The sequence below is a fragment of the Embleya sp. L77 genome (genome assembly GCF_055557415.1).
Window position 1 is genome coordinate 1,539,998 of record NZ_CM145710.1, and the last position, 16,743, is coordinate 1,556,740.

Annotated in this window: 8 protein-coding genes; 2 read left to right on the forward strand and 6 right to left on the reverse strand. The window is 73.0% G+C overall.

The features are described 5' to 3' along the window. Positions 1–36 precede the first annotated feature (36 nt). Positions 37–5,595: a non-ribosomal peptide synthetase/MFS transporter gene (locus ACZOOI_RS36615; protein ID WP_465283878.1), complete on the reverse strand. Its 5,559-nt coding sequence runs from the start codon at positions 5,593–5,595 to the stop codon at positions 37–39. Continuing rightward, positions 5,592–10,613 (reverse strand): amino acid adenylation domain-containing protein, encoded by a 5,022-nt coding sequence (locus ACZOOI_RS36620; RefSeq protein WP_465283879.1) that lies wholly within the window; start codon positions 10,611–10,613, stop codon positions 5,592–5,594. Before ACZOOI_RS36620 ends, ACZOOI_RS36615 begins: the two co-directional genes overlap by 4 nt. Positions 10,614–11,304: 691 nt before the next feature. Here ACZOOI_RS36620 and ACZOOI_RS36625 point away from each other — a divergent pair. Beyond that, positions 11,305–13,236 (forward strand): glycerophosphodiester phosphodiesterase, encoded by a 1,932-nt coding sequence (locus ACZOOI_RS36625; RefSeq protein WP_465283880.1) that lies wholly within the window; start codon positions 11,305–11,307, stop codon positions 13,234–13,236. Between the two features lie 181 nt (positions 13,237–13,417). Here ACZOOI_RS36625 and ACZOOI_RS36630 read toward each other — a convergent pair whose 3' ends face one another. Together ACZOOI_RS36630 and ACZOOI_RS36635 are read right to left on the reverse strand one after the other, a co-directional pair. Beyond that, positions 13,418–14,251, reverse strand: a complete 834-nt coding sequence (locus tag ACZOOI_RS36630) for a hypothetical protein (protein WP_465283881.1) — start codon at positions 14,249–14,251, stop codon at positions 13,418–13,420. 196 nt (positions 14,252–14,447) lie between these two features. Beyond that, complete coding sequence (locus tag ACZOOI_RS36635) at positions 14,448–14,984, reverse strand: DoxX family protein (RefSeq protein ID WP_465283882.1); 537 nt, start codon at positions 14,982–14,984, stop codon at positions 14,448–14,450. Positions 14,985–15,117: 133 nt separating this feature from the next. On the opposite strand from ACZOOI_RS36635, the gene ACZOOI_RS36640 reads away from it, so the two are divergent. Next, positions 15,118–15,690 (forward strand): 2'-5' RNA ligase family protein, encoded by a 573-nt coding sequence (locus tag ACZOOI_RS36640; protein WP_465283883.1) that lies wholly within the window; start codon positions 15,118–15,120, stop codon positions 15,688–15,690. Positions 15,691–15,743: 53 nt separating this feature from the next. On the opposite strand, the gene ACZOOI_RS36645 is transcribed toward ACZOOI_RS36640, so the two are convergent. Both ACZOOI_RS36645 and ACZOOI_RS36650 read right to left on the reverse strand, forming a co-directional pair. Next, entirely contained in the window at positions 15,744–16,097 is a 354-nt protein-coding gene (locus ACZOOI_RS36645) for a DUF6204 family protein (protein ID WP_465283884.1), read from the reverse strand. Between the two features lie 83 nt (positions 16,098–16,180). Then, a complete protein-coding gene (locus ACZOOI_RS36650; RefSeq protein WP_465283885.1) occupies positions 16,181–16,621 on the reverse strand; it encodes an Lrp/AsnC family transcriptional regulator in 441 nt (146 codons plus the stop codon). Between the last annotated feature and the right edge of the window lie 122 nt (positions 16,622–16,743).

Sequence of the window (16,743 nt, forward strand, 5' to 3'; positions counted from 1 at the left end):
CCACCCGCCGCGCCCGCACCGTGCGTGCACCCCTGGTCAGGTCGCCGGCCCGCCCACCTCACCCGCGCGGGTCAACTGCCGGTCCGCCTCCGCCTGGATCGTGTCCTTGTCACCGATCTCCACGTCCGGGATCGCGTCCGGCAGCGCGTCCTCCATCCGGCTCAGCGGCCGATACGACAGCCCCACCAGGCCCCAGACGCCCAGTGTCAGACCGACCAGGACCAGCAACAGGCCGGTGCCGCGCCCGGGTCCGGTGCCCAGCACCACGCCCACCGAACCGGCGAGCGCGCCGTCGGGACGCAGCAGCGGCTCGAACACCCGGTCCGCGAGCGGTCCGGCGGTCACGAACCCCAGCGGCATCATCGACATCGCCAACATCTGATTGGTGGCCAACACCCGCCCCTGCAACTCCATCCCGACCTTGGTCTGGATCAGGGCCATCCAGTGCGAGTTCAGGATCATCAGCGCCGCCCACAACACGAACAACCCGAGCGCGACGAACACCGGTTCGGGCCGACTGCCCGCGAACACCGCGGCCAGGCCGACCACCGAGGTGAAGCCGATCATGCCGGTGGCCCGCCGGGCGGTCCCACCCCACAGCGCCATCACCAGCGCGCCCAGCACCGCACCGACCCCGCCGAACGCGGTGACCACGCCCAGCGTCACCGCCGAGCCGTCGGCCAGCACCATCGGGGTGACCAGCACGGTGGCCACCGCGAAGAGGTAGTTGAACACCACGAAGAAGACCACCATCGCCACCAGCCCACGCCGGCGCACGATGTACCGCCAGCCGGTGACCACTTCGCGCAGCAGCGGCTCCTCGCGCTTTTCGAACAGGGCGTCCGGGAAGCGCACTCGCAGCAGTACGGTCACCCCGATCAGGAACGTGGCCATGTCGAACAACACCACGCCGTGCAATCCGACCGCCGCCACCAGCACGCCGCCGGCCAACGCGGCGAGCATGTCACCGGATCCGGTGCCCAGTTGGGCCAATCCGTTGGCCTGACCCAGATAACGTTTGGGCACCAGCTGGGCGATCGCCGCGATGTAGGCGGGCCGTTGGAACGCGTTGCAGATCGAGCCGACGCACGCCACCACGTACACATGCCACAGGTGCAGGTGGTCGGTCCACAACAGCACGCCCAGCGACAACATCGCGGCGGCGGCCACGGTATCGGTGGCGATCATGATCCGCCGCCGGTCCACCCGGTCCGCGACCGCACCCGCGATCGGCAACAACAACACCGCGGGCAGCACCGCCGCGACCGAGATCATCGCGAAGTCGAAGGCCGAGCCGGTCCGGAGATAGACCCACACCCCGAGCGCGAACGTGGACAGCGCGGTGCCGATCATCGACACGAACTGCCCGCCCGCCACCTTCGCGAAGGTGGCCAGGTTCGGCCGGGCCGAGGCCGGTCGCGCGCTCGGCCGCTCGGCCGCCGGTGTCGGACCCGCCGACCAACGGCTCAGCACCCGGGCCAGTTCCACGGCCTGATGCTTGAGGAAGTAGTGCCCGGCGCGCGGGATCACCGCCAGCTCGACCCGCGGGCCGAAGTGCTCCCATTCGGCGTAGCGTTCCTCGTACAGCAGCGTCGCCCGGTCCTTTTCGCCCACCACGCACAGGATCGGCGCGGCCACCGGCGCGGGCCGCTCCGCACCGTAGGCGCGCGTGTAGAAGTCCTCGGCCTGGCGCACGTCATGCCGCAGCGCCCGGATCAGGAACCGCTGTTCGGCCTCGTCGTAGACGTCGGTGAAGCCGCCCATCGCGCGCAGGTAGTCGAGGTAGGCACGGTCGGAGAGCAGCCGGTCTCCGGGCAGCCGCCTGGCCATCCACTCGGCGAACCGGCCCGGCAGTCGCGCGGCCGGGAAGGTCCCGCCCAGCGCGACGCCGCGCAGTTCGGCGCCGGCCGCCTCCAACCGCCCGGCCAGCGCGGTCGCCAGCGCACCGCCCAGGCAGTGCCCGTAGAGCAGGATCGGACCGCTGATCCGCTCGGTGATCTGCGCGGTCAGCCGATCGGCGAGCAGCTCCAGCGACTCGGGCTCGTCCTCGGGCCGACTGGGGTCGTGTCCGGGCAACTCCACCGCGTACAGGTCATGTTCGGGCGGCAGGGCGTCGGCCAGCGGCTGGAAGGTGATCGGGCTGCCGCCGCCGTACGGCACGCAGACCAGGGTCAGCGTGGTCGGCCCGGCGTCCCTGGTGAGGCGGTGCAGCAGCGTGCGCGGGCGCTCGGCCGGGTCCGGGTCGGCGGCACGTTCGTCGAGCAGGGCGGCGAGTTCGTGCACGGTGGGCCGTTGGAACAGGTCGATGATGGACAGGCCGCGACCGATCGTGCGGACCGCGCGGACGGCGGAGAAACTGTCGCCGCCCAGCGCGAAGAAGTCGTCCGCCGCACCGACCCCGGTCGTGCCCAACACCTCGGCGAACGCCGCGGCCACCGCCGCCTCGGTCGCGGTTTCGGGCTCGACGTGGCCGGTATCGACCGGTGCGAGTTCGGGCGCCGGCAGCGCCGCCCGGTCCACCTTGCCCGCGTCGGTCAGCGGCAGTGCGTCCAGTACGAGCACGGCCGAGGGCACCATGTAGTCGGGCAGCCGGGCCCGGGTGGCGGCCCGGATCGCGGCGCCGTCCACCGCGGCGCTCGGGTCGGCGACCACATAGCCGACCAGTTTGCGTGCGGCACCCTCGCCGCGGGCCACCACGATCGCCTCGCGAACCCCGGGCCGCGCGGCCAGTTCGGCCTCGACCTCGCCGACCTCGACCCGGAAGCCGCGGATCTTGACCTGGTGATCGGTCCGGCCGAGGAACTCGATCAGGCCGTCCGGACGACGCCGGACCAGGTCCCCGGTGCGATACGCGCGCCGCCCGGCCCACTCGACGAAGCGCTCCGCGGTCGTCTCCCGCCGACCCAGATAGCCGCGGGCCAGCCCGGCCCCGGTCACGTACAACTCGCCCGGCACGCCCACCGGCAACACCCGCCCGCGCCCGTCCACCACGTGCGCGCCCACGTTGCCGAACGGCAGTCCCAGCGGCGCACTCGACGCCCCGGCCGGCACGCCGGTCACCGGTGCGCCGAGCATCGAGACGGTGGTCTCGGTCGGCCCGTAGTGGTTGTGCAGGGTCAATTCCGGCCGGGCCGCCCGGATCCGGTTCACCAGATCGGCGCGCAGCGGTTCGCCCGCGCAGATCAGCAGCTCGCGCGGAAGCACCTCGGCGAGCCGATCGCCGAGCGCGGCCAGCCCCTCCAGGTGGCTGGGCACCAGCTTCATCGCGTCGATGCGATGGGCGCTCAGGTACCGGGCGAACGCGTCCGGATCGGTAGCCTGGTCCCGGGTCAACAGATGCAGGCAACCGCCGCCGGTGAGCGCGCCGAACACATTGGTGGTGCCCAGGTCGGCGGCGAACGTGGAGACCAGCGCCCAGTTCCACGGCCGCCCGTCGGCCGCCCGCCCCGGGCCCACCCGCTCGCGCAGACCGGCCAGGTAGTTGCGGTAGTTGCGGTGCTCGACGGCTACCGCCTTGGGCGTGCCGGTGGAGCCGGACGTGAACAACACGTAGCAGAGGTTCCCGGGCCCCGCCTCCGCGACCGAGCCGGCTGGGGCGGCTGGGTCACCCGGTGTGGCCGGGTCGGCCGGGGTGGGCGGGTCGGCCGGGGTGGGCGGCGTTGCCGAGCCGGGCAGGCCGGCCGCCTCGTGGTCCGCGACCCCCTGCCCATCGCCCACCGACCGCGCGGGCCGCGCCTCGGCCGGCACGATCGGCACCGAACCGGCCACGCGGGCCCGTAGGTCCTCGGTCGTGACCACGGCGACCGCATCGGCCGCGCCCAGCAACGCCCGCACCCTCTCGTCCGGATACAGCGGATCCAGCGGCAGATAGGCGCCGCTGGCCTTGAGGATGCCGAGCATGCCCACGATCAGCGTGCTCGAACGCTCCACGAACAGCCCGACGACCCGATCCGGGCCGACCCCCGAGCCTCGCAGCCGGTGCGCCAACACCTCCGCCCGCGCGTCGAGTTCCGCGTAGCTCAGCTCCCCGTCGGCGCCACGCACGGCGGGTGCGTCCGGGGTGCGCCGGGCCTGCTCCTCGATCAGGGCGTGCAGCGTGCCGTCGGTGTCCCACTCCCGTGCGGTGTCGTTCCACCCGGCGAGTCGGCGTTCCTCGACGGCCGTCAGCAGCGGCAGGTCGTCCACCGGCCGGTCCGGGTCGGCGATCATCGCGTCCAACACGGTGGTCAGGTGGCCGAACACCCGCCGGATGGTCGCCTCGTCGTAGAGCACGCTGCGCCAGACCAGGTCGGCGACCAGCTGGTCGCCCGGCCCGGTGTCCAGCACGGCGATCGCCAGGTCGAACTTGGCGGCGCCGGTGTGCGTGTCGCACCACTCGACCTCGACGCCGGGCAGCACGGGACGGGCGGGCGCCTGGTTGTGCACGTTCAGCAGGACCTGGAACAGCGGCGTGTAGGCGAGTTCCCGGTCCGGACCGAGGGCGTCGATCAGCCGGTCGAACGGGAGTTCCTGCCGCGCGAACGCGGCCAGGGTGTGCTCCCGCACCCGACCCAGCAACTCCCGCACGGTCGGCTCGCCGGACAGGTCGGTCCGCATCGCCAACGTGTTCACGAAGCAGCCCAGTAGGGCGTCCGTGCTGCTGTGCGTGCGCCCGGCGACCGGGCTGCCCACCGTGACGTCCGTGGTCCCGTTGTACCGGCCCAGCACGATCTGCAGGGCGGTCAGCAGCACCATGTACGTGGTGCCGCCGGTGCGTTCGGCCAGTGCCCGGATCCCCCGCGAGCGCTCCGCCCCGAAGGCGACCTGGATCCGCTCGCCGCGGGTGTCCGCGACGGCCGGACGCGGGCGATCCTCCGGCACGGTCACCGTGCCCGACGCGCCCCGCAGCCGGGCCAGCCACCAGGCCGTCTGCCGGTCGAGTTCGGCCGCGAGCGTGGTCTGCTGCCGGTACGCGAAGTCCGCGTACTGCACCGGCAGCGGTGGCAGTTCGGGCGGATGGCCGGCGCATCGCGCGGTGTACGCGGCGGCCAGGTCCCGGAACAGCACACCCACCGACCACGCATCGGCCGCGATGTGGTGCAGCACCACGCTCAGCACGTACCGCTCGGCCGAACGCAACAGCGTCACCCGGATCGGCAGTTCGCCGGCGAGGTCGAACGGGCGGCGGGCCTCGGCGGCGAGCAGCCCGGGCACGTCCGACTCGGGCCGGTCGAGCACGGACACCCGGAACTGCTCGATGTCGTGCACGGTCGGCAGCACGTGCCCGTCCACGCTGGGGTACACCGTGCGGAGCACCTCGTGCCGGGCGACCACGTCGGTCAGCGCGGCCACCAGCGCGCCCTCGTCCGGCCGACCGGTCAGGCGCAGCACGAGCGGCATGTTGTAGGCGGCACCGTCGGGTTCGTACTGGGCGAGGAACCACATCCGGCGCTGCGCCGCCGACAGCGGCGCGGGCACGTCCGCGGGCCTGGGCATCAGGTCGGTGCGGGGTGTCGCCACGCGGGCCCGGGCCAGTCGGCGGCGGAGCAGCTCGCGGCGGGCCTGCTCCGGGTCGGGCTCGGGGCGGGTGGTCAGGATCTCCTCGGAGTCGGTCATCTCGCGTCCAGGTCGGTCGAGGTGTCGGCGATGGCGTGGCCGGTGTGGTTGCTCGACGGGCTCGGGGCACCGAAGGCGGCGGGCCCTGCGGGCACGCCGAGCCCGTCGAAGCCGCCGGGCTGGTCGAGTTCGCCGAGCAGGATGTCCTCGATCCGCCGGGCCATCGCGGCCAGCGTCGGGGCCTCGAAGACCACGCGCAGCGGGAAATCGATCTCGAAGCGTTCGCTCACCACGGCCATCAGGCGCAGCGCGAGCAGTGAATTGCCGCCCAGCGCGAGGAATCCGTCGTCGCGGCCGATCCGGTGCGGGCCGAGCAGCTCGTGCCAGATCTCGGCCAGGATCTCCTCGCAGTCGCCCTCGGGCGGGGCGCCGCTGCCGCCGGGTCGGGGTTCGGGCAGGGCGGCCCGGTCGATCTTGCCCGCCGGGGTCAGCGGCAGCGCGTCGAGCGGGACCAGTACGCCCGGAACCAGGTGCCGGGGCAACCGTTCGGCGAGCGCGGCGCTCAGGTCCGCGGCGTCGAACGCGGCCTCGGTGACGACGTAGCCGACCAGGGTCGGGCCGGCCGGTCCCTGCCACAGTCGCGCGACCGCGCCGGTGACGCCCGGGAGCGCGGTCAATCCGGCCTCGATCTCGCCGAGTTCGATCCGGAAGCCGCGCAGCTTGACCTGGTGGTCGGCGCGGCCGTGGTATTCGAGCGTGCCGTCGCGTCGGCGGCAGGCGAGGTCGCCGGTGCGGTACATCAGTGCGCCGGGCGGGCCCAGCGGGTCGCGGACGAAGCGCTCGGCGGTCTGTTCGGCCCGACCGAGGTAGCCCAGCGCGACTCCGGCGCCGGCGATGCACAACTCGCCGGGCGCGTTGATCGGCGCGGGCCGCCCGGCCGCATCCAGCACGTACACCCGGGTGTTGGCGATCGGCGTGCCGAGCGGAACCACACGCCGCGCGGCATGCGTGCGTTCCACACGCAGGACGGTGGACCAGACGGTGGTCTCGGTGGGGCCGTACATGTTCCATACCCGCGCACAGCGGTCGAGCAGGCCACCGGCCAGGTCTCCGGTCAGTGCCTCGCCGCCGCAGAGCGCCACCAGGTCGGGCCGGCCCGGCCAGTTCGCGTCGAGCAGCATGCGCCACGTGGCCGGGGTGGCCTGGCACACCGTCACCTCGCGGCGAGCGAGCCACTCGGCGAGCCTGCGACCGTCGCCGGCGGTCTCCCGGGAGGCGATCTCGACCCGGGCGCCGACCACCAACGGCAACCACAGTTCCAGCGCGGCGATGTCGAACGTGAGCGTGGTGACGGCGGCCATCGTGTCGGCCGGGCCGAGTCCGGGCCGGTCGGCCATCGAGAGCAGGAAGTTGACGATCGCCCGGTGCGGTACGACCACCGCCTTGGGCCGGCCGGTGGAGCCGGAGGTGTGGATCAGGTAGGCCGGATCCTCGCTCTCGGCCCGTCCGGACAGCGCCGCCGAGGAGGCGGCGGCGACCTCCGGACCGTCCACCAGGACCACTTCGTAACCGGGATCGGCCAGGAGCGGGGTGCCGGCCGCGTGCGCCCGCTCTCCGACGATCAGGGTGACCTTGGCGTCGTCGAGCAGCGCCCGGTTGCGGACGATCGGTTGCTCGGTGTCGATGGGCAGGTAGGCGGCGCCGGTGCGCAGGACGCCCAGCAGGGCTGCGGGCAGCAGGTGGGAGCGGGGCATCGCGATCGCCACGAGGGTGCCGCGTTCGGCACCGCGGGCGCGTAGGGCATGGGCCAATCGGTTTGCGGTCGCGTCGAGTTCGGCGTAGGTGAGGGTGCCGGAGTCGGCCGAGACGGCGATCCGGTGCGGGGTGCGGGCGATCTGCGCCGCGACGAGATCGGCCAGACCCAGGTCGGGCCGCGCGGTCGGGGCCGGGTTGTCCGCCTGGATCAGGCGTTCGCGTTCGGCCGGATCGAGCATGTTCGTTTCCGCGATCGCTCGGTCCGGCGCCGCCAGCACCTCGGCCAACACGGCCATCAGATGGTCGATGATCGTCTCGATCGAGGCCGGGTCGTAGCGTCCGGTGCGGTACTCCACGGACAACAACGGTCCGGAGGCCGGGAACTCGAGGAACATCGACAGGTCGGTCTTGGCCCCTCCGTTGCACACCTCGTTCAGGAACTCCAGTTTCAGTCCCGGAAGTTCGACCGAGGCGCCCGGGTGGTTCTGGACCGCGAGCAACATCTGCGACACCGGGGTCGAGGATTCCGCGCCGGTCACCCCCGCGAGGCGCAGCTGCTCCAGGTAGGGCAGTGCGCAGTGATCGAGCGCATCGAACACCACCGGACGCAGCCGGTGCACCACCTCACGGAACGTGTCGGTGCCCTCGATCCGAAAGCGCAGCGGCACGGTGTTGAGCAACGGTCCGACCACCTCCTCCAGTTCGGGCATCGGGCGGACCGCGAACGGGGTCAGCACCGCCTGATCGGTGCGGCCGGTGACGCGGTGCACTAGCGTGCCGAGCGCGGCGAGCAGGGTCATGTACAGGCTGGCGCCTTCGCCCGCCGCCCATTCCTCGGCGGCGCGCAGGAGTTCGGGATCCAGACGGCGGGCCAGGCGGGCTCCGCTCGGGTCGAACGGGTCGGGGTGGTCGCGGTCGCCGGGCAGGTGCTGCTCGCCTCCCAGGCTCTTGAGCCGACCGGCCCAGCGCTGCGCCTCCTCGTGTTGAGCGTCCGCGTAGCGCCGCTCCCATGCGGCCACGTCGCGGTATTGCAGGGTCGGTTCGGCGAGTGGCAGCCCCTGGTACGCGCAGGCCAGGTCGCGCAGCAGCAGGCCGATCGACCAGCCGTCCATCGCGATGTGGTGCACGGTGAGCAGCAGTTCGTGCCGGTCCGGGCGGACCCGCACCACCAGGGCGCGCAGCAGTCGGCCCTCGGCCCGGTCCAGCGGCCGCATCGCCTCGGCGCGCAGCACGGCATCCAGGCGTTCCTCGTGCGCGTCCTCATCGCCGTCCGCGGCGGGCAGGTCGAGCATCGGCACCTCGACCGGGTAGGGCGGGCGGATCTCGGCCGCCCACTCGCCGGTCCGGTGCAGCAGCGCCGTGCGCAGCACCTCGTGTCGGCGCACCACCTCGCCCAGCGCCCGGCCCAGCGCGGTCACGTCCAGGGCGCCGGTGGCCCGGATCCGCAGCGGCACGTTGTACAACCCGCTGCCCGACATGACCAGTTCGTGCATCGCGTACTCGCGTTGCACGGTACCCACCAGCGCGGGCCCGTTCAGGGTGCGGTGCGGTGGTTCGACCATCGGGGCGGCGGTGGAATGCTCCGCCCTATCCACCCGCTCGGCCACGGCGGCCGGCGTGGGGCCGGCGAAGAACGCGTCGAGCGGGATCCGCACCCCGCAGGCCCGCTCGATCCGGGCCAGCAGGCCCACGGCGAGCAGCGAGTTGCCGCCCGAGTCCAGGAACGGGTCGTGCACGCCGATCCGGGACGCGTCGAGCACGTCGCGGAAGATTTCGGTGATCCGGGTCTCGGTCGGCGTCCGCGGCGCGACGAACTCGACGTCCCGAAGCCGGGATCGGGCCGCGGCGGGCAGCGCGTTGCGGTCGATCTTGCCGTTGAGGGTGAGCGGCAGGTCGGGCAGCACGGTCACCGCGTCGGGCACCATGTAGGTCGGAACCCGGGTCAGGCAGTGCGCGCGCAACTCGGCCGGAGTGGGTTCGGGAATCCGGTCGGCGCCCTGCACGAACGCCGCCAGATAGGGCCCCGCCGCATCCTCGCGCAGCACCACGGCGGCGGCCTGCACGCCCGGGTGGCCGGTCAACACCGCCTCGATCTCGCCCAGTTCGATCCGGAACCCGCGCAGCTTGACCTGGTGGTCCACGCGCCCGTGATACTCCAGCGCGCCGTCGGGCCGGCGGCGGACCAGGTCACCGGTGCGGTACCGGCGCTCCCCCGCCACCGTGACGAACCGCTCGGCGGTCAGGTCGGGGCGCCCGTGATAGCCCTGCGCGAGGCCCTCGCCCGCGAGGTAGAGCTCGCCGACTTCGCCGGGCGCGGCGAGTTCGCCGTGTTCGTCGTGTACGTGCACGGTGGTGCCGGGCAGGGGTATACCGATCAGCGGCTCGGCCCGGTCGGTGCGATCCACCACCGCCCAGGTGGAGTACACGGTGTCCTCGGTCGGCCCGTACAGGTTGTACAACCGCTCGATCTGCGGACACGCGTACACCTGGTCCGCGACCCGACGCGAGAGCGCCTCGCCCACCAGGTTGATCGTGCGCACCGCGCGCGGCAGTCCGGGTCCGCGTAACAGCGCGGCCATCGCACTGGGCACGGTGTTGATCAGGGTGACCTCGTCCCGGGCGGGCGCGTCCGCGAGCGCGAGCACGTTCTCCACCAGGACCACCGTGCAGCCGACGGCGAGCGGGAAGAACATCTCGAAGACCGAGATGTCGAAGCACACGGAGGTGGCGAACAGCACTCCCCGGGCCTGGTCCGGCCGGTAGGTGTCGGCCGCCCAGCGCAGCATCGCGGTGACTCCCCGGTGGGTCACCCGCACACCCTTGGGCCGGCCGGTGGAGCCGGAGGTGTACAGCACGTAGGCGAGATCGTCCGGGCCGGTGCGCGCACGGGCCGGCCGCGTGCCCGCGGGCGGCTCGGCGTCGACGTACACGAGGGTGGCCGTCGCGCCGGCGAGCAGGTGCTCGTGCGCGCGGTCGGTGACCACGACGGGAGCCTGTGCGTCGCCGATCACCCACTCCAGGCGCTCGCGCGGGTACTCCGGATCCAGCGGGACGTACGCGGCACCCGCACGCAGCACGGCGATCAGCGTCGCGAGCAGGTGCGGGGTACGCGGCAGGCAGACGCCGACCAGATCGCCGTGCCGCACCCCGGCCGCCGCCAGGCGCGCCCCGACCAGGTCGGCCTGCGCCCCCAACTCCTGGTAGGAGAGCCGGTGTTCGCCGGCGATCAAGGCGATCGAGCCGGGCGAGTGATCGATCCGGGTATCGACCAGAGCGGCCAGGGATGCGGCCGGATCCAGTGCTGGGAAAGCGGTTGGACTCATCGACTCTCCTGAGGTGTCCTGATGCCGATTCGTGGTCGGCGGCGCAGACGATGTGCTCCCGGAGAGATCGTGGAGGAAAGCGTTGACTGTGCCTAGCATCTGCCCCTCACTACTTCGGGTTGGCTGAAAGCAGCCGTCGCGGCCGGGCGGGGCCGGCGTGCCGACGACTGCGAGGCACCCGAACGGTTGCGGCGGACCGGCCGCGACACCTCGCGGGCGCGGCCGGGTGTGCTCGGTGGCTCGGCGGTCGATCGCCGGGTGGTGCTGCCCGATCACTCGGGCGGCGGGTCTGTCGGGCCGGCGGCCGGTCCGGGGAACCTTGGGCCGGCCGTCGGCCCTTCGGCCGGTCGGCGGTCGGCCGATCCGTCGAAATGTCGCGTCGGCCCGTCAGTCCGTGGTCACGTTGCTCAAGAAGTACCGCCCCGGGCTTGCACCGCGCTTGGTGCACGCCGGATCCCGGAGCCGAATACGCGCTCTCCGCCGCCCAGATGATCCGCCCCCGCCGACCCTCCCCTGCCCGGCGCGCCCCGTCCCGCCACGGGTGCGGCAACGGGCGCGGGTGGGGAAACGCTCTCGGCGATGCTCGCGTGCGCGGCGATCCGTCCGGCGACGCTCGCCCGTATCCAACCGTTGAGCAGAGCTTCGCCCTCGTGTGTTCGGGGGTTCGTTCGCGCTTCCTACCGTTTCGACCATGTTCTCGCGAACGTCTTCGTCTCCGTTCCGGCTGCCTCGGCGGCATCGCTCCCGACTCCGGGCCGGCGCCCTGGTCGCAACTCTCGGCATCGGCGCCGGCGCCGGCCTGATCGACGTCTCACTCGCGGCCGCCGAACCCGCCGCCGCACCGACCGCCGGCGACGTGGTGGTGTCGGAGGACTTCGCCGGCTCCGCGCTCCCCGAGGGGTGGCGGGCCGTCGAGGGCGATTGGCAGGTGCAGAACGGCCGATTGGTCGGCACGTCGGCGAACTCCGGCCAACAGAGCCGGATCACCTTCGGCCGGCACCTGGCGGACTTCCGCTTCGAGGCGGTGGTCCGCTTCGAGAGCGCCGCCGACAGCGCCCGCTGGACCGCCTTCGGCCTGGACGTGCCCACCGCGGGAACGACCCCGTGGTCGATCGCAACCATGCGTACGGGTACCACCGCGGCCAACGGCCTGGAGTTCGCCCAGCGCACGACCGCCAATACCTGGAACGTGACCGACACCGGCTCCGCGCCCACCGCCGCCGGGACCGGTCGGGACGTGCGGGTCGCGGTCGAGGTGCACGGGAGCCGGGCCCGCCTGATGGTGGACGGCCGCGAGGCGCTGCGCACCACCCGGCTCCAGCGGTCCACCGACGGCGCACAGGCGCTGCTCGTCAACGGTGCACGGGTCTCCTTCGACGACGTCCGGATCACCCGACTGGCCCCGGAGGCGAACGCCTACCTGCGCGCGCCCGGAGCCCCGCCGACCGTGATCGCCCACCGCGGCGCCTCCTCGGCCGCGCCGGAGAACACGCTCGTCTCGGACGAGACCGCCCGCCGGGCCGGCACCGACTGGATCGAGAACGACGTCCAGCCCAGCAAAGACGGCATCCCGCACATCCTGCACGACGACACGGTGGATCGGACCACCGACGGCAAGGGCCGCATCCGCGACCTGACGGCCGCTCAACTCGCGGGCCTGGACGCCGGTTCGTGGTTCTCCCCGCTGCACACCGGGGCCCGGGTGCCGACGTTGCGCGCCCAACTCGACGACCTGCGCACGCGCGGCGGCAACCTGCTCCTGGAGATCAAGGGCAGGCACACCAGGGACGAGGTCGCCCGGATCGTCAAGGACATCCGGGACACCGGGATGAGCGGACGGGTCTTCGTACAGAGCTTCGAGGTGGACGCGCTCGTGTTCACCCGCGAGGTGGCACCCGACCTCCCGCTCGGCCTGCTCCGCAGCACGCTGGACGCGGACCCGGTCGCCCTCGCCCGGCAGCTCGACCTCAGGGCCTACAACCCCTCGGCCGCCGCCCTGGCCACCCGCCCCGGCCTGGTCGCCGACCTGCATCGGGCCGGCGTCGCCGTGATGGCGTGGACGGTGGACGACGCGGCCGGCTGGAAGACCCTGGACGCGGGCGGCGTGGACGCGTTCATCACCAACCGCCCCGCCGAACTGGCCGGCTGGATCGCCGCATGGCGACAGATCGGCCCGCCCGTGTCGCCCGCCGCACCGACGGTCAAGATACTCGCGCCCGCCCCCGGCGCCCGGGTGGAGCGCGCGAGCAACCCGGTGCCCGCGCTGCACACCACGGGCACCGAGACGGTTCGACTCACCCTGGACGGACGGGAGTTGCCGCCCGGCGCGCCGATCGACTCCGGCACGCTGCCGCTCGGCGCCCACACGCTGCGCGCCGAGGCCAGGGGCCCGGGCGGCAGTACGGCGGTCGAGGCCGGCTTCACCATCACCGCGTCCAGGACCGGCCTGGCGCACCTGATCCTGACCTCCGCCGCGGACCGCAACGCGATCGCCACGCTCACCACCATGCTGGCCCACGACCAGTACGACGCGCTCGCCCGGTGGGCGGACAACCAGGCCGGGCGTACCATCCCGGCGGATCGCGCCCGGTTGATCGCCGGCGACGCCCGCACCCTGCTCTGACACCGACACCGACACCGACACCGACACGGCCGCGAGGCCGAGAGACGCGGAAGCGCGGAAGCGCGGACCCCGGGACCACCCGCGTCGACCGGTGCCGGTCGAGCACGACGGGCAGGACCAAGCGCAGGGACAGGACGGGACGGGGCTGCTCGGCAACCGGGCGCCCCGTCTCGGCCGCCCCCTACCAGCCGTGACCCTTCAGCTCGGGATGCGCGCGCCAGTAGTCGACGAGTTCCACGAAGGAGGGGTCGGTCACCAGCCCGAGCCACTGCTCGCCGGTGATCGGAGCGACCGTGCGGGACGGCTCGTGCGCGAGGATCCCGAGGGCGACCGTGCCGTTCCGGTACCGGAAGGACGAGGACGGGCCGCCCCTTCCCGGGTCGGCGACCGGGAGGTCGGTCCGCTCGGGAAAGTGGACGGCGGCGAACTCGCCGTCGGGCAGCGCCCCGTCGACGCAGCCGGAACCGGCGGGTCGGGCGGACGGAGGCTTGCACCCGGGGGCGTACGTGTCCGCGCTGAGCCGCGGGCCGAGTTCGCCGGCCATCGGGACCGCTCCCTCCGGCGGTCGTCCGCCCGTCCGGCTCGGGTCGATGTACAACACGACCCGGTACTCCTTGCCGGCGACGGTGATTCGGTAGTCGCCGAACGAGAGTTCGCTGATGGCCACCGTCGCTCCCGGCGGCAGGTGTCGTTGCAGCACATCGGCCACGCTCTGCCGAAATGCCTGCCGCTGTCGGATCAGCCGGGTGGACAGCCCGCCGTCGTAGCGGTCGCCGAAAGGGTCGGGAAGCACCGGATAGAGCCGGCTCGCCGGAGCCAGGGTCGGCCCCGCGTGCGCTCGGTCCGCGTCGTCGGTCCACGGTTGCCAGACGCACAGCACCGCCGCCGCGAGCACGACCGGCGTCCCGGCGGCGAGCACGGCCCGGACCACGGCCCGGCGGCGCCGGCCCGGGTCTCCTGCTCCGCCTGCCCGGCCCGGCGGGACCGGCCCGATGGCCCGTTCGGACGCACGCACGCCCCCGTCATCCCTCGCGCGTTCCGCTGCGGGCACATCCCCGTCATCCATGGCACCTGGCGTTTCGGGGACGCCCCCGTCATCCGTCGAAGTCACGCCGCTTCGATGGACGCCGGCCGGTATCGGTTCCCGGCAACGCCGCGGAAGCAACCACGTGCTGCGCCGCCGACCCGCCGGGGGCACGGGCGCTCCCGGGTCAGTGGCCGGGCACCAGGTCGGCAAGCCGGTGAGCCGCGCCGGTCGAGGCCGTGGTCGCCTCGGCGGTTCGGCGCGCCAGGGTCGAGTCGTGGCGCAGCGCGTGCGCCCCGTGGCGGGTGCGCCAGGCGAGGGAGGGTTTGCCGCCGGTGTCCGCGGCGGCGATCAGCAGACCGCCGAACATCGACACGTTCTTGAGGAAGTGAATGCGCTGCCCGGCACGCTCCTGCTCGGTCTCGGCCGCCCAGAACCGATGCCCGGCGAGCGTGGTCGGCACCAGCGTGACCGCGAGCGCAAGCGCGGACAGGCGCGGCACCCGGCCGAGCGCGAGCAGGGTGCCGGCGACCAACTGCACGCCGCCGTTCACCCGTACCGCCGTGCGAATGTCGGCCGGCACCACCGGCACCCATCCGGCGATGCGGCGCACCACGGGTTCCGCGGCCGGCACCACCCGGTCCGGACGCACCACGGCGTCGTAGCCCTGGAGCACGTAGATCGAGGCGAGCATGGGACGCGCGAAGGTTCTCAACACAGCCATGCCCGGACGAGTGCCCCCGGAACGGGCGCCTCGAACCCACCCGGACACCTCGCCCCGCCCCGCCGGTCGCAACACTCCGGCGGCGATCCGACGATCGGCCGGTATACCCGGTGACGGACCGTACACTGCGGGCATGGCCGAACGGAACGCGGCGAGTGCCCTGGTATTGCTGGTCCCCGACGTCGAACAGGTCGTCGAGCCCTGGCGCGAACGCTACGACCCGCGCACCGCCGACGGGATCCCCGCACACGTCACGGTGCTCTACCCGTGGCTCCCGCCCGCAGACATCGGCCCCGCGGACCTCGCGGCGCTCGCCGACATCGCCGCCGCACAGCCCGCGCTGGACCTGGTCTTCAACCGGGTCGGCCAATTCCATCGGGGGTTGTGGCTGGCACCCGATCCGGCCGAGCCCGTGCTGCGCCTGATCGAGGCGGTGACCGGCCGCTGGCCGGACTACCTCCCCTACGGCGGCGCGTATCTGGACGGCGCCGACGACGTCGGTCCGCACCTGACCGTCGCGCTGGGCCAGGGCCCCGACGAACTGCGGGCCCTGGCGCAGGAGGTGACGAGCCGTCTGCCGCTGCCCACCCGGGTCGACCGACTCGACCTGGTGGTCTGCGACGACGACGGCGACTGGGCCGTTCGGGAGTCGTTCGCCTTCGCGCCGCGCACCGCAAACGATGCGACCGGCGGAGGCCGGCCCTAGGGTCTGTCTTCAATCCCGCGCCGAGCACCACGACGCGGGATTGAAGACAGACCCTAACCGGCCGCGCGGGCCCGCCGTTGGCGCTTGGACAGGGCCGCCTGGGAGAGGTCCTCGGCCTGGGCCTTGAGGTTCTTGTAGCCGTAGCCCCGCTCGGTCAGCCACGCCTCGGCTCCGGCGACCGCCCGGGCGGTCGCCGGCACGATGTCCTCCTCCGCCTCCCCGGAGTCCAGGAAACGAAAGGTGAAGAAGGGCCGCGCGGCCACGTCGTAGGTCAGGTGCCCCTCCGCCGTGAAGGCGGCCTGCAAGACGTCGTGCTCGGCCGCCTCGGCCGCCAACGCCGCCCGCTGCTCGTCACTCAGGCCGTCGAAGGCGCCCCGGACGGTGATCCGAAAGGTACGTTCACTCATACGCAAAGCCTAGGTACCGCCTCAAGCGAATATCCCGGCCGCGACATCGTGCGAGGCGGCGGCGAAGGCGCGGGCCGGGCGGGTCACCTCTCCTTGGTCCAGGAGCCCAGGACCATGAGGGTTTTGGTGCCCGTGACGTTGCCGTTGCGGCGGAGGTGGTCGATCACCTGTTGCAGGTGGGTGATGTCGCGGACGCGGACGTGGATCAGCGCGTCGGGGTCGCCCGCGATCGTGTAGACCGCCTGCACCTCGGGTGTGTCCGACGCGGTGCGCACGATCTCGCCGACCGGCATGCTGCCCGGGTAGCGCAGTTCGGTGAACGCCTCGACGCCCCAGCCCAGTTTGGCGTGGTCGATCTGGACGGTGAAGCCGGTGATCACGCCCTCCTCGCGCATCCGGTCCACCCGGCGCTTGACCGCCGCGACGGACAGGCCGATCTGGCCCGCCATCTCGGAGAAGGTCCGCCGTCCGTCCTCGCGCAGCATGCGCAGGATGGTGTGGTCGATGCTGTCGATCTCGGCCATGCTCGACGCTCCACTCTTCGGCGTTGCCACGCAAAACGCCAGGCCATGCACCGGACCGGCAGGCAAGAATCTTGCGCCCCGGGGGCGATCCACCGCAAGTTGCTTGCGCCGGTGCCGCGAGC